Below are 13593 nucleotides of genomic sequence, written 5' to 3'. Positions count from 1 at the left end.
CATTGGGTTTTGGACAATATTTTTGATGAAGATCACTGCCTTGTAAGAAAGGATAATGCGGCTCAAAATCTTAATGTCATTAGAAAAATCGCAATGAATCTTCTGAAGCAAGCAGATTTTTCGGATGTCATAAAATCCAAGAACATTACAATTTCTCAAAAGCAGCACATTTGCGATAAATGCGAAGATTATCTGGATAGAGTCATTAAGTTATTTTAATGCGGATGCCCTGGTTTCTATCAATAGTATTATTGAATTTATCTTCTTTTTTTGATAAACTTTCCTATCACTTTTTTGGGAGATTAAAATGTCTACACCATTGGAAAATTATCTTTCGTCTTGCGGTGGAAAGCCAAGTGCCGCAATGTGTGCTTATGTTGCGAATTTGCAGCAGGTTGCTTCGGTTAATCCAAAGATTGCCGCTTCTGTTGTAAATGAGATTCAGAATCAGCGAAGCCACCTCAAATTGATTGCTTCTGAGAACTATTGTTCCCTCGCTGTTCAGTCTGCCATGGGCAACTTGCTCACTGACAAATACGCTGAAGGTTATCCAGAGCACCGCTACTATGGCGGTTGTGTAAATGTTGACGCTGTTGAAATGGAAGCAGCACGCGAGGCTGAGGAACTTTTCGGGGCTGACTATGCCTATGTTCAGCCGCATTCCGGTGCAGACACAAACCTGGTTGCTTACTGGGCAATCCTTTCTGCAAAGGTTGAGACTCCTACTCTCGAAGAACTTGGTGTAAAATCTTTGAATGACTTGACGGCCGAGCAGTTTGCTGAGCTTCGAAAACGCTTCGGAAATCAGAAATTGATGGGATTGGATTATTCTTGCGGTGGTCACCTCACTCATGGTTACAAAATGAATGTTTCTGCCCGCATGTTCGAGAGCCATCCTTATGGTGTTGATGAAAAAACTGGTCTTTTGGACTACGATGCAATCGAAAAGCAGGCAATGGAAGTTAAGCCTCTTATTTTGCTCACAGGTTATTCTGCTTACCCACGAAAAATCAATTTCAAGCGATTCCGTGAGATTGCGGACAAATGCGGAGCTGTTCTTATGGTAGATATGGCTCACTTCGCAGGTTTGGTAGCCGGTAAAGTCTTCACTGGTGATTATGATCCTGTAAAATGGGCTGATGTTGTAACAACTACAACCCACAAAACTTTGCGTGGTCCACGCGGTGCTATGATTCTCTGCAAAAAAGAATTCGCTGACTATGTAAACAAGGGCTGTCCGATGGTTCTCGGCGGACCTTTGCCACACGTCATGGCTGCAAAGGCAATCGCTTTCAAGGAAGCAAATTCTCCTGCATATCAGGAATACGCACAGAAAGTCGTTAAAAACGCACAGGCTCTCGCTGCTGCCCTTCAGGACTTGGGCGTTCGCTTGCAGACCGATGGCACAGACAATCACCTAATGCTCGCAGATGTCACTTCTTACGGTTTGACAGGAAAACAGGCTGAGGCAGCTATGTTCGAGTGTGGCGTTACAGTAAACGCAAACGCTCTTCCTTATGACAAAAACGGCGCATGGTGGACATCTGGCTTGCGCTTGGGAACTCCAGCCCTCACAACTCTTGGTATGGGCGAAGAAGAGATGAAAGAAGTTGCTTCAATCATCGATCAGGTTCTCAAAGGAACAAAACCAGGCCTCACAAAAGAAGGAAAGCCTGCAAAAGGCAAAATCGACCTTGACCCGGCAGTAAAAGAAGCCGCTTCAAAACGAGTCCAGGCCCTCTTGAGCAAGTTCGTTCTGTATCCTGAGCTGGATTTGGATTTCCTCAAGAAAGAATTTGTAAAATAAATTCCTCACAGAGCTTTGGAGTACACAGAGTTTTATTCTGTGTGTGAAAAATTAACACCACAGTCATGTTGCTTTTTTAGGGCGATATGGTTGTGGTGTTTTTTGTCGTGAAATAAAATTTAACCACAGATTACACAGATGGCACAGATTAAATTTTTTTATCTGTGTAATCTGTGTAATCTGTGGTTTATTTTTTGTTAAAAATTCTCTCTGTGAGCTCTGTGGTCTCTGTGAGGAATTTTTATTTCAGCATGGACTTGCTTATCTGATATTTACTTCCGCAGCAGTGGCAAATTACTTCCAGCGGGTCTGGATCGTTCGCGATGATGTCCTCAAGCTCGGCTTTTGGCAGATGCTTGATATGCTCTGCGAAAGTTTCCTCGCTGCATGGACAGTCAAAAATTATGTCGCGGTTCAAAACTGCTGTTGGATTGAACTCGCGGAAAAGACCGTAAATCACATCTTCCATGTCGCCGCCGTCTGCGAACCATTTTCCGATTGATGGCATTGCCTTGAAAGCATTTTCGGCGCGGCGAATCAAATCTTCTTCAAGAGCTTTTTTGTCCTCGGCTCCTGAGTTTTCGGTCTGCGCGCTGATTTTGCTCTTTCCGCCGGCCCCCGGCACATGCTGCAGGAACATTCCGCCGGCTCCGATTACGCGGCCTTCTTTGTCAAACTGAACGCTTGTGTTGAAAGCAGTGTGAATCTGCTCGCTCTGCAAGAAGTACCATGCCAAATCTTTTGCGATATTTTTGTACATGATTTCGACCGTTCCGACCTGAGGAGCTTTCATTCCTTCGCCGATTCGGGAAATTGTGAGAGTTCCTTCGCCGAAAAACGGACTTAAATCCCAGTTTTCGAGCGGTTTTTCGATTGGAATTCTGTCCTGGAGCAAAAATCCCCGGACATAGCCTGTTGAATCAGCCTCAACCGAAAATCCTGCCGCAGGGCCGTTCGTGTCGTAGCGGAAAGTGAGGTGCTCACGGCCTTTCATCGTCGGGATAAGCATGGCGGCACAAAGCATGGCCTGACCAAGAATCATAGTCTCCAGAATGCCGAGGTTGTGCTGGACGCGCATCTGGTTTACGAGACGGGTTCCGTTGAAAAATGCGCCGCGGAACTGGCCTTCTGCCATGACGAACATCGTCATCTCATCTTTATGAATCTTGCCCAAATGTTCGAGCAAGTCTTTGTCTGTAATTTCTGCTTTAATCATAAGCCCATTATATTGAAAAAAAATAATATATGCAAAACAGAGCCAAGGAAAATGGGGTGTGGGACGCAGAGAAAAATTAAGGGGGGCCCCCGCGAGGGGAGATACCTTGATTTTTCTCGTCGCTGGGACCCGCACCACATTTTATTTTGTATTTTATTTAGCAATATGTTATACTATTTGCATTCTATTTTTTGAGGATTTTATGAAATTATACATTGGTAACTTGAGTTACACCACAACAGAAGACACACTCCGCGAAGCTTTTTCAAACTACGGCGATGTTGTTTCAGTTTATATCACAAAGGACAAATTCACAGAACAGTCAAAAGGCTTCGGTTTTGTTGAAATGGGAACAGACCAGCAGAGCGAGCGCGCAATCGGAGGCATGAACGGAAAAGATATTGACGGACGACGAATCCGGGTTTCTGTTGCTGTTGATAAACCTCGTCGTGAAGGCGGTGCAAAAAAATTCTTTAAGGATGGCGAAGAGCGTTCTCCAAGAAGATTCCATGATGACGGCGAGCGAAGTTTCCGTGGTGAGAGACGCGAGCGCGGTGACAGGTTCGGCCGGGGCGAAAGGCGTGAACGAAGCGACAGATTTGACCGTGGCGAGCGTTTTGGTGACAGGGAAAGAAAGCCATTCCGCGGCGGACGCCCTTCCAGCCAGCATCATGAAGAGAGAGCATCTTCTGCAGAGGAATATTAATTCCAAAATTATTGATTCCGAGGAATACTAATTATTATTCAGACTTATGCCGATAATAAAGAGTTAAATTATAGATTTTAAAAGTCAGGGGGCTTTATGTACAGGACTCAAAGGCGTATTGCTTTGGCTGTAATAAATATTTTGGCAGCATTTATATTTATCGTTATTGCCGTTAATCTCGCGCCGCAGACGAAACTTACTGATTACAAGACATACTCGAACCTCTTCCCTATCATCGTAACAGGAATTGTCTTTGCGACTTTGTTCTTTACAGCCCTTACGATTTTCGAAAACGCCCGTATCCGTATCGAAAAACGCTCTATGGACACTGGCGCAACTGCTTTCCTCACGAAATTCATCGAAAAACTGAGATTCTGCTATTCTCTTGAAGATTTTACTTCGGCTGTATCAGAGATTCTTGAACTCGAGGCTGACTGTTCGGTTCTTTATATTGACCGAAATGCGAACTACATTCTTTACAACAGCCCTAACAAAATCACTAACGATCCTAAAATCCTGAACAAACTTGAGCTGAACTACACCGTTGAGTGGCATGACCCGATTAACTTCCTCGGCGACAACCTCGGTCTTGTAACGAGCCGAAAAAAGGCACGAGGATTCTTCTTTGCCAGCGACGGCGAGCAGTTCTTTGTATTCAACCGATACACATATCTTTTTGATACCGAGATTTACGAAAAACTTTACGAGGAATTCGTTCGTTTCCAGAACCGTTCCCGAATCATTTCAAGCCTTTCTGAAATTTCCGAGCTTTCAACTGAATGGCAGCAGCTTGCGGATGCTCAGATTTCCTTCCTTCCAAAGAAAATGCCGGAAATCAAGAACCTCAAGCTGGGCGCATATTTCCGACCATTGATTAACGTTTCGGGTGACTATTATTCAGTTCTTCCTATTGATGAAAACAAAACCCTGCTCATGCTCGGCGACGTTTCCGGTAAAGGACTTGCGGCCGCTCTGGTCATGGGTTTGGTAATGAACACCGTAAAAATCAAAGAGAATAAAGAAGATTTGGTCGGCATGATTATCTCTGTCGATGCGGCTATCAAGGGTATGCACCTGCAGGATAAGTACACGGTTCTTTTCATCGGAATCGTCGATACCGAAAAAATGAAAATCACTTATGTAAACGCGTCTATGTCCGACCCTATCATCGTAACGCGTTCTCCTGAAGGTTATCGAATCAAATCGCTTTCATCAAACTGCTCTGTCGTAGGAATCATCCCGATTGAGCCGGGCGATGTTCAGGTTTCCGAGCAGAGGCTTTTCTCTGGCGACCTTATCATGATGGCTTCGGACGGTGTTTCTGAGGTAATGAATGCAGATAAAGTCGAGCTGGGTGACACTCAGCTTTTCACTGATACAATCAAGGCGAGCGCGTCAAAAGAGCCGCAGGAATTCGTAACAGATATTGTAAATCTTGTAATGAGCTACAATGCTGATACAAGGCTTCACGATGACTTGACAATGCTTGTTGCAAAGGTAGGTAAAAAATGATTTTTGCGTTGATTAATATAGCTTTTGCGCTGTTCATGACCTGGCTTGCGATTTTCATTGATGCGAAAACCGGTAATGAAGGTAAAAACCCTGTTATTTCATTAAATGTATTCCTTGCATTGGCCTGTGGTGCGATGGGTCTTACTATTATTTCTTCCACTACAGCCCCAGAACGCTTAACGACTTTCTTTGCTGACCTGACATACATTCTCTTCGGAGTTTACTCGATTAACTTTTCAGTGTACTTCGTCTTCTATCCGATGATTGAAAAGAAGATTATTGCCCAGATGCTCTCGCTCGCAGGTTCAATCTGGTGCGCATGGGCAGTTTTCTTCCATTTTACGGGTGTTACTGTCACAAACTTCGTCGGTCTACGAATAGAATCTGTATCTTTGTTCTTTGGAAACCTTGAGACTTTATTTCCGTACAACTGGTTCCAGTTCTACATGGTTATAATTTCCTTTGTAATACCTTTCTTCGCCGTGATTATCATGCTTCTCCGTGCAGAAAACAGGGAAGGAAAGCTCGATCACCAGAAATCAATCATGAACGCAATGGCACTCATTATGGCATGGGGTGCGTGCGGCCTCATTTACATCGCATGTGACCGTGTTGCAATGTTCTCAACATTGTTCCTTGTTCCATACATCCTTGCACAGTGGATTCTTGCACGCTCAACCCTCGTTGACTTCCTTTACGACGCATTCTCAATGGTTGGTTTCATCCTTAAAGGCATCATCTGTTTTATCTTCCCTGCCCTAATCATTGGTTTCGGTTTCGCTTTCTTGTGGTCACGAAGCCTTCGTCACGGAATTTCATTCTACATTTCTCTGTCATTGCTGATTGTTGCAGTCGTAGTCGCAGCATATCGTATCATAAAAATCTTCAACAAACGCTCAGGTTTCCGTTCTTTGCGGTACGCTACTTTGTTCGAGGAAGACCTTTCAAAGTTCGACTTCTCTGATGACCCGGAAAACATCGTCCGAAAAATGCAGCAAATCTTCACCAAGAACATCGGTATGTCATTCATGAGGATTCTTGTTGACAACGGAAATGAAGAACTTGAGTCCGTTTACGACCGTCCTGAAGAAAAAGCAATCAATGTCTCAGTCCGCACAAAGATGTTTGACTCTCTTCTCAACCAGAACCGCCGAATCATTTTCAAGAGCGCGCTTGATACAGGTTATTATTTCCTTGAAGCCAAAAAAGAGATTTCAGATTTCTTCGCCAAAACTGATTCCGATGCTTTCATCATCTTGAATGAAGGCCGTCACATTCTTGGCGTAATCATCCTCGGTCAGAAGGCCGGCGGAAACATCTACACCAATTACGACCTTGAAGTATTCCAAAAACTTTACTCATACTTCTTCGTATTCGGTTACTACATGAAGAACATCGGTAACGAGTCCATCGTCGGTGTCGTCAACCGAGAGATTAAGATGTCGGCTCAGATTATCGAATCAATTCAGGGCAACATGGATCCAATCCGAAACAAACGCTACGATTCATCAACAATGATGGTTCACGCGCACAACATCGGTGGTGAGTTCATCGACCTTATCAAGCTTTCCGAAGACCGACATATTTTCGTAATGGGCGACCTTTCTGGCAAAGGTATCGCAGCATCTATGAGCATGGTTATCGTTAAGTCCGTAATCCGAACCTTCCTTCAGGAAACAAAGGACTTCAAGCTTCTTGTTGAAAAGGTCAACCAGTTCATCCGCTTCAACTTGCCACGAGGAACCTTCTTTGAGGGTGTTTTCGCGCTCATCGATTTCAAGGAAGACACTGTTTACTACATCAACTGTGCGGTTCCGGCTTTGTTCCTTTACAACCGTGCATATAACAACGTCATGGAAATTCAGGGTGAAGGTCATGTATTGGGCTTCGTCAAGGATATTTCTCCGTATATCAAGGTCAAAAAAGTCAAGCTCAATCCGGGCGATGTCCTTTTTGCTTGTACCGACGGTATGCTTGACTCAAAATCGCTTCGTGGCGAAGCTTATGGAAAAGAGCGTCTTCAGAAATCAATCATTGAAAACACATCTCTTCCGTCACAGGGCATGGTTTCATCATCTTACAATACTTTGCTTAACTTCCTCTCGAAAGAGCTTGATGACGATGTAAGTATTTTTACACTCAAACTGCTTAAATAACAGGGAGCTAAAGGAGAATTTATGGAACAGCTTTCTATCACCGAAAAACAAGGTGCGAACTACATTCTTTACGAAATTTCTGGCGTAATGAACACATATACAATCACCGAGCTGGCCGAAAAACTCGATGAAAACATCAAAAAGTCAAACATTGTCGTTGATTTGGAGCGTGTCGAATCGGTTGACTCGGTTGGTGTAGGCCTTATGATGGCAACTTTCAACGATGGCGAGGACTGCGGGCACCATTTTTACATGATGAACCCCTCCCCTGCTGCCCGAATCGCGCTTGAAGAAACAGGTTTCTACGATGTTTTCTCAATTATCCACGCCGTAACGGAAGTTCAATAGCGAAAATGAAAAAGATTTTATTTGTTTTAGCTTGTTCTGTTTTGTTTTTTTCTTGCAAGGAAAAAGTTGCTTTGGCCGAGACTGCAAAAGCTCCGCAAAAATCAGCAGAGGCTACACAACCTGCAAATCCTGAAGTTGAGAAACTTCGCCGCGTTTTTGCAAAAATGACTGAGCGATGCAAGGCCGCGATTCCAAACGGAGACCCGGAAGAATTTTTGGCAGACTTGCACAAAGTTCTTGCAGAAGAAAAAGGCCGTCACCGCAATGATGATGTCGATTTGCTCTATCTTATCGACAAAAAGCATAACATCGGTGCCGACTATGTTCCGCGTGATTTAAAGCCTGTAAAGAACAACGATTTGTGGAATGTGAGCCGCAACGACCTTTCTTTAAGGCCAGAAAGCTATGCCGCGCTCGAGGAACTTTCCAGAGGCGCATTGGCCGACGGAATCAAGCTCATGGTTTCATCAACTTACCGTTCATACAAATATCAGGAAGGACTTTTTAACCGCTATGTAAAGCAGGACGGACTTGAGCTTGCCGAGCGATACAGTGCACGACCTGGAACAAGCCAGCATCAGCTTGGAATGGCGATTGACTTCGGCTCAATCACAGACGACTGGGGCGACACAAAAATGGGCAAATGGGTCTACAACCATGCCGCAGAATACGGCTGGAGCCTTTCATTTCCGCAGGGCTACGAGGATGTTACCGGCTACATGTGGGAATGCTGGCACTTCCGCTACATCGGAAAAGAAGCCTGCCGTTTCCAGAAAAAATGGTTCAGCGATGTTCAGCAATTTATGCTGGAATTTATCGCCGCATGGAAGCAGAGCGAGTAGTTCGGCTAAAAAGCTTGGAACAATGGCGAATAGCTAAATTCCTTGCGGATAAATATCTTTATGATTAAAAAAATTTTTATACTCCTGTTTTCAATTTTTCTTTTTTCATGTGCTTCGACAAAGTTCGATACAAACGACATTCAAGAGGAAGTTGTAATTCATGATGTCGATACAGGAAAAGAAATAAAAAGGCTTAATGTAAAATTTTACTGGTCTGCACATTATGTCTATGACAAAAAAGGCAATGAAATTCTCTGTTATTCTCCTTATTTTGAAAACGGGAAAATACCAGAATGGATTTCCGAATATGACAAGAACAACAATAAAATTTTAGAAATTTTCAAACAGGGAACTGCTGGGGAAAAAATCACCAAGAAGAAATTTAACGACAAGAATATTTTGATTTATCATAAAAATAACCGCTATGAATGGTGGTATGACAATTCTGGAAATCTGCTCCATGATATTGATTATGAGAAAAATACTGAAACTTTTTATGAATATGATAAAAACGGCAAGCCAACCTTAGAATGGAATTCTGACGGCGAGCGTACTGTTTATGAATATGACGGTGCCGGAAATCTGATTCACGAGAAGTACACTTTCGAGACAGGATTTTGGGATGAATACTATGAGTACGACAAAAACAATAATGAAGTTCGGCATGTCTGGTACTCAAAAGATGAAGACGAAGAAGATGAGACTGAAAGATATTTCATAGAGGAAGAAATTTCTGATTATAATGAGAATAACAAGCTTGTCTTTTCTAAATCAGAGACCCGTTATTTCCTTGACGAAGATTTTACTCAGTTCAGCCATTCATCAATTTCCGAATACAGCTGTAACTATAATGATAATGGAAATATGATTGAGTATAAATGGTGCAATGACGGTGAAATTATGCAACATGTCTTTTATAAATATGATGACAAAGAAAGAATTGTTCATAAAAATATTTATAGCAATATGGGGAAAAAGCACGAAACGATAAGAGAATATACTTATGATGAAAATGGAACTTGCACGGAAAAAGTAAACGGAAAAATAGTCTTGGTAGAAACAGCTGACGGACAGACACTTTATAACTCTGAAACTGGTTTACAGACATGGTATGACGCAAAAGGCAATTTAATCCATAGAATTAAAAGTTATAATGATTCCGGTAAAGAAACTGTTTATGACACTGAATATTTTTACGATGAAAACAATCGCAAGATAAAAGAGATTGAAAGAAAAAACGACGAAAAGTTTACCACGATCACGGAATATGAATACGATAATCATGGAAATCTTGTTTACGAAGACATATCAAAAAGTAATCATGGGCGGTATCAGGTAGAATTTTATATAAATAAATATACCTACTACAAAAACGGAAAAATCAAAACCCACACAATCTACCATACCACAAAATTTGGCGTTTAAGTATAACTAGCTCAAGTGTCGAGTTTTGAGATTTACTTGCTGCATAAAAAAACGGCTCCCAGTCGTGAAAACGGTTTATCGAAACCGCAGGCTAGCCTGCTACACGCTGTTTGTGCTTGTAACTATATACGGGTGCCGCTTACGCGGCAGCACAAACAGCGTGTTTTCGTAAGCCGTTTCACTCCTTCGCGCCGTTTTTTTTCATATCAGATATTCGGGCTATTTATTTTACAACTACGTTCACCAACTTACCAGGAACGACGATAATCTTTGCGACTGTCTTTCCTTCGGTGAACTTTTTGAAGCCTTCGGTTTCTTTTGCCATGGCCTCAAGAGTTTCGTTGTCTGTATTTGCGGCTGCTTCGAATTTTGCGCGGAGCTTTCCGTTAATCATGACAGGGAACTCTTTTGTGTCGTCCTTGCAGAACTCTTCGCTGAACTCTGGCCATTTCGCGTAAGCACAGCTTTCTTTGTGACCGAGTTTTTCCCAGAGCTCTTCGCCGAGGTGTGGTGCGTATGGTGAAAGAAGGAGAACGAATCCTTCCCACATTTCGCGTGGAAGTGAGTCGAATTTGCTTGCTTCGTTCACGAAAATCATCATCTGAGAAATCGCTACATTGAAGTCGAGGTTGTTTGTGTCCTCTGTGACCTTTTTGACAGTCTTCGCGTAAGTCTTTCGGAGAGAAGCCAGGTCTTTGTCGAGTTTTCCCCTGATGTCAACATCTGTCAAAGGCTTGTCGCTCATGTTCCAGATTTTATCGAGGAAGCGGTTTACGCCGATCAAGCCCTGTGTGTTCCACGGTTTACTAACAGTAAGTGGTCCCATGAACATTTCGTACATACGCACGCTGTCTGCTCCGTAGTTCTGGATCATCTCGTCAGGGTTTACGACGTTTTTGAGTGATTTTGACATCTTTGCGATTACACGCTCAAGTTCCTCGCCGTCTTCCTTTGAATAATACTTTCCGTCTTTTTCTTCTACCATGTCAACGGCAACGAGAGACTTGCTCTTTCGCTGGAAGGCAAATGAAGTAATCATGCCCTGGTTGATGAGACGCTGGAAAGGCTCTTTTGTTGAGACGACTCCCAAATCATAAAGAACTTTGTGCCAGAATCGTGCGTAGAGAAGGTGAAGAACTGCGTGTTCAGCACCACCTACATACAAGTCAACTGGCATCCAGTAGCTTTCTTTGGCTTTGTCAGCAAAGCATTTTGTGTTGGTAGGGTCGATGTATCGCAAATAATACCAGCAGCTTCCTGCCCACTGAGGCATTGTGTTTGTCTCGCGGCGGGCCGGCTTTCCGCATTTCGGACACTTGCAGTTTACCCAGCTGTCGATTCCGGCCAGTGGAGACTCGCCAGTGCCTGTCGGCTGATATGTCTTGACGTTTGGCAATTCAAGAGGAAGCTCTTCTTCCGGGATTGGAACAATGCCGCAGTCAGGGCAGTGAACCAGAGGAATTGGCTCGCCCCAGTAGCGCTGTCGGCTGAATACCCAGTCGCGGAGCTTGTAGTTTACTGCTTTTTTGCCGATTCCCTTTTCGCCCAGGAATTCGAGCATCTTTGCGATTGCGTCTTTTTTGTTGAGACCGTTCAGGAATTCTGAGTTTACGTGAATTCCGTCTTCTGTCCATGCCTGTTTCTGAACGTCAACTTCGCTCTTGAGGACTTCGATGATTGGGAGGTTGAATTTTTTTGCGAAATCCCAGTCTCGTGTGTCGTGTGCTGGAACGGCCATGATTGCGCCTGTTCCGTAAGAAATAAGAACATAGTCTGCAATCCAGATTGGAATAAGCTTGCCGTTTACAGGGTTGATTGCGTAGCTTCCTGAGAATACACCAGTCTTGTCTTTTGCAAGGTCAGTGCGCTCCAGGTCAGATTTTTTTGCGGCAGCTTCGACATATTTTTCAACGGCTTCTTTCTGGTCAGCAGTTGTGAGAGCTTTTACAAGTTTGTGCTCCGGGGAAATTACCATGTAGGTAGCACCAAAGAGAGTGTCACAGCGAGTTGTGTAGACTGTGAGCTTCTGGTCAGTCGGTTTTCCGTCTTTGTCGGCTACTGTGAAATTGACTTCGGCTCCTTCTGAGCGTCCAATCCAGTTTCTCTGCATTGCCTTAACGCTTTCTGGCCAGTCCAAGCCTTCCAAGTCTTCGAGCAAGCGGTCTGCATAAGCTGTGATTTTGAGAATCCACTGGCGGATTACTTTGTGAGTAACCTGAGCGCCACATCGGTCACAGTGACCTTCTTTTACTTCCTCGTTTGCAAGACCTGTCAAGCAGCTCGGACACCAGTTGATTGGAGTCTGTGCTTCGTAAGCCAAGCCCTTCTTAAAGAGCTGGAGGAAAATCCACTGAGTCCATTTGTAGTAGTCCGGTGTACATGTGCGGATTTCGCGGTCCCAGTCATAAGAGAAACCGAGGGCTTTAATCTGCTGAGTAAAGTGCTCGATGTTTGCGTTTGTTGTAGTTGCAGGGTGTGTGCCTGTTTTAATAGCATAGTTTTCGGCAGGAAGACCGAAAGCGTCGTATCCCATCGGATGAAGAACATTGTAGCCGTTCATGCGTAAAAAGCGGCAGTAGATGTCGGTGGCAGTGTAGCCTTCCGGGTGGCCTACATGAAGGCCGGCTCCACTTGGGTAAGGGAACATATCAAGAACATAGCGTCGTTTTTCTTTTGGAATTGATTCATCTTCGACGGCACGGAAAGTTTTGTGCTCGTCCCAGTATTTCTGCCATTTGGGTTCAATATTTTTGAATGGATACATTTTTTTCTCCTGAATTTTGACACGGATTTACGCAGATGAACGCGGATGTGATTTTTATAAACTAAAATAATCTGTGTTAATCTGTGGATAAATAATAACAGATTGCAGAAAAATTGAACAGTAGAGAGTAAATGCGTGCCCTGAATAATAATTGCCTTATTTTGCTTTACAGTTGATGTAATTTGCATTATATTTTTTAGCAAGGAAGGTTGATTATGGCACAGACGATGGTAAATTTCAGAATGGACGCAGAAGAAAAAAACTCATTTGAAGATGTTTGCGGGCAGCTGGGCTTGACGATTACGACGGCATTCAAAATGTTCGCAAAGAAAGTTGTGCGGGAACGCCGAATTCCCTTTGATCTTTCCCTTGACCCATTTTATTCCGAGAGCAACATGGAGCATTTGAAAAAAATCATTGATGATGTGGACAGCGGCAGGGCAAAATTGACCGAGCACGAGCTGATTGAGGTGGACTAGTGAAAATACTTTGGCACGAAAAGGCATGGGAAGATTACTGTGCATGGCAATCAGAGGATAAAAAAACATTAAAAAAACTAAACTCACTCATCAAAGATATTCAGCGCGATAGTTATAATGGAATTGGCAAGCCCGAACCTTTGAAAGAAAATCTGTCAGGCTGGTGGAGCCGTCGAATTGATGATAGCAACCGTATTGTTTACAAGCAAGACGGCGAGCATATAATTATCGTTTCCTGTAAGGGTCATTACGAATAAAAAAATGCACGACCAAAATAATTCTCTAAAAGACCTTCACGCACTTTCGGGCTTTTTTTAGGGCTGATTCCGGCACTTCTT

At 43.5% G+C, this 13593-nt stretch carries 11 protein-coding genes and 1 pseudogene; 10 read left to right on the top strand and 2 right to left on the bottom strand.

The genetic code is table 11. The features are described 5' to 3' along the window. A pseudogene (locus tag IJJ71_RS04800) lies at positions 1–219 on the top strand (ISAs1 family transposase); the annotation flags it as partial. A gap of 88 nt (positions 220–307) precedes the next feature. After that, positions 308–1807, top strand: a complete 1500-nt coding sequence (locus tag IJJ71_RS04795; RefSeq protein WP_296845631.1) for a glycine hydroxymethyltransferase — start codon at positions 308–310, stop codon at positions 1805–1807. A 241-nt stretch (positions 1808–2048) separates the two neighbouring features. On the opposite strand, the gene IJJ71_RS04790 is transcribed toward IJJ71_RS04795, so the two are convergent. After that, entirely contained in the window at positions 2049–3023 is a 975-nt protein-coding gene (locus IJJ71_RS04790; protein WP_296845630.1) for an Hsp33 family molecular chaperone HslO, read from the bottom strand. A 202-nt stretch (positions 3024–3225) separates the two neighbouring features. Between IJJ71_RS04790 and IJJ71_RS14930 the strand changes: the two genes are divergently transcribed. The 6 genes from IJJ71_RS14930 (at position 3226) to IJJ71_RS04760 (ending at position 10012) form a co-directional block, all read left to right on the top strand. Further along, a complete protein-coding gene (locus tag IJJ71_RS14930; RefSeq protein ID WP_367113219.1) occupies positions 3226–3729 on the top strand; it encodes an RNA recognition motif domain-containing protein in 504 nt (167 codons plus the stop codon). Positions 3730–3870: 141 nt separating this feature from the next. Then, entirely contained in the window at positions 3871–5241 is a 1371-nt protein-coding gene (locus tag IJJ71_RS04780) for a PP2C family protein-serine/threonine phosphatase (protein WP_296845629.1), read from the top strand. Then, positions 5238–7397, top strand: coding sequence for a PP2C family protein-serine/threonine phosphatase (locus IJJ71_RS04775; protein WP_296845628.1), 2160 nt, complete (start codon positions 5238–5240; stop codon positions 7395–7397). Before IJJ71_RS04780 ends, IJJ71_RS04775 begins: the two co-directional genes overlap by 4 nt. Before the next feature lie 21 nt (positions 7398–7418). Then, entirely contained in the window at positions 7419–7745 is a 327-nt protein-coding gene (locus IJJ71_RS04770) for an STAS domain-containing protein (protein WP_296845627.1), read from the top strand. Between the two features lie 5 nt (positions 7746–7750). Beyond that, positions 7751–8587, top strand: coding sequence for a M15 family metallopeptidase (locus tag IJJ71_RS04765; RefSeq protein ID WP_296845626.1), 837 nt, complete (start codon positions 7751–7753; stop codon positions 8585–8587). 60 nt (positions 8588–8647) lie between these two features. After that, a complete protein-coding gene (locus IJJ71_RS04760) occupies positions 8648–10012 on the top strand; it encodes an RHS repeat domain-containing protein (protein WP_296845625.1) in 1365 nt (454 codons plus the stop codon). 223 nt (positions 10013–10235) lie between these two features. Here the strand turns inward: IJJ71_RS04760 and leuS are convergent, their stop codons facing one another. Next, positions 10236–12776, bottom strand: coding sequence for a leucine--tRNA ligase (gene leuS / locus IJJ71_RS04755; RefSeq protein WP_296845624.1), 2541 nt, complete (start codon positions 12774–12776; stop codon positions 10236–10238). 215 nt (positions 12777–12991) lie between these two features. Here leuS and IJJ71_RS04750 point away from each other — a divergent pair, with 215 nt between their 5' ends. Then, a complete protein-coding gene (locus IJJ71_RS04750; protein ID WP_296845623.1) occupies positions 12992–13255 on the top strand; it encodes a type II toxin-antitoxin system RelB/DinJ family antitoxin in 264 nt (87 codons plus the stop codon). After that, positions 13255–13512: a Txe/YoeB family addiction module toxin gene (locus IJJ71_RS04745; protein WP_296845622.1), complete on the top strand. Its 258-nt coding sequence runs from the start codon at positions 13255–13257 to the stop codon at positions 13510–13512. The genes IJJ71_RS04750 and IJJ71_RS04745 overlap by 1 nt, the downstream gene beginning before the upstream one ends. Positions 13513–13593: the final 81 nt, after the last annotated feature.

The organism is Treponema sp. (assembly GCF_017430385.1).
Classification (GTDB): Bacteria; Spirochaetota; Spirochaetia; order Treponematales; family Treponemataceae; genus Treponema_D.
The sequence above is the reverse complement of the archived record's forward strand: the minus strand, read 5'-3'. Positions and strand labels throughout refer to the sequence as shown.

Coding starts and splice junctions, on each gene's coding strand:
- IJJ71_RS04795 (WP_296845631.1), top strand. CDS start 308: ATGTCTACACCATTGGAAAATTATCTTTCGTCTTGCGGTGGAAAGCCA.
- IJJ71_RS04790 (WP_296845630.1), bottom strand. CDS start 3,023: ATGATTAAAGCAGAAATTACAGACAAAGACTTGCTCGAACATTTGGGC.
- IJJ71_RS14930 (WP_367113219.1), top strand. CDS start 3,226: ATGAAATTATACATTGGTAACTTGAGTTACACCACAACAGAAGACACA.
- IJJ71_RS04775 (WP_296845628.1), top strand. CDS start 5,238: ATGATTTTTGCGTTGATTAATATAGCTTTTGCGCTGTTCATGACCTGG.
- IJJ71_RS04770 (WP_296845627.1), top strand. CDS start 7,419: ATGGAACAGCTTTCTATCACCGAAAAACAAGGTGCGAACTACATTCTT.
- IJJ71_RS04765 (WP_296845626.1), top strand. CDS start 7,751: ATGAAAAAGATTTTATTTGTTTTAGCTTGTTCTGTTTTGTTTTTTTCT.
- IJJ71_RS04760 (WP_296845625.1), top strand. CDS start 8,648: ATGATTAAAAAAATTTTTATACTCCTGTTTTCAATTTTTCTTTTTTCA.
- leuS (WP_296845624.1), bottom strand. CDS start 12,776: ATGTATCCATTCAAAAATATTGAACCCAAATGGCAGAAATACTGGGAC.
- IJJ71_RS04750 (WP_296845623.1), top strand. CDS start 12,992: ATGGCACAGACGATGGTAAATTTCAGAATGGACGCAGAAGAAAAAAAC.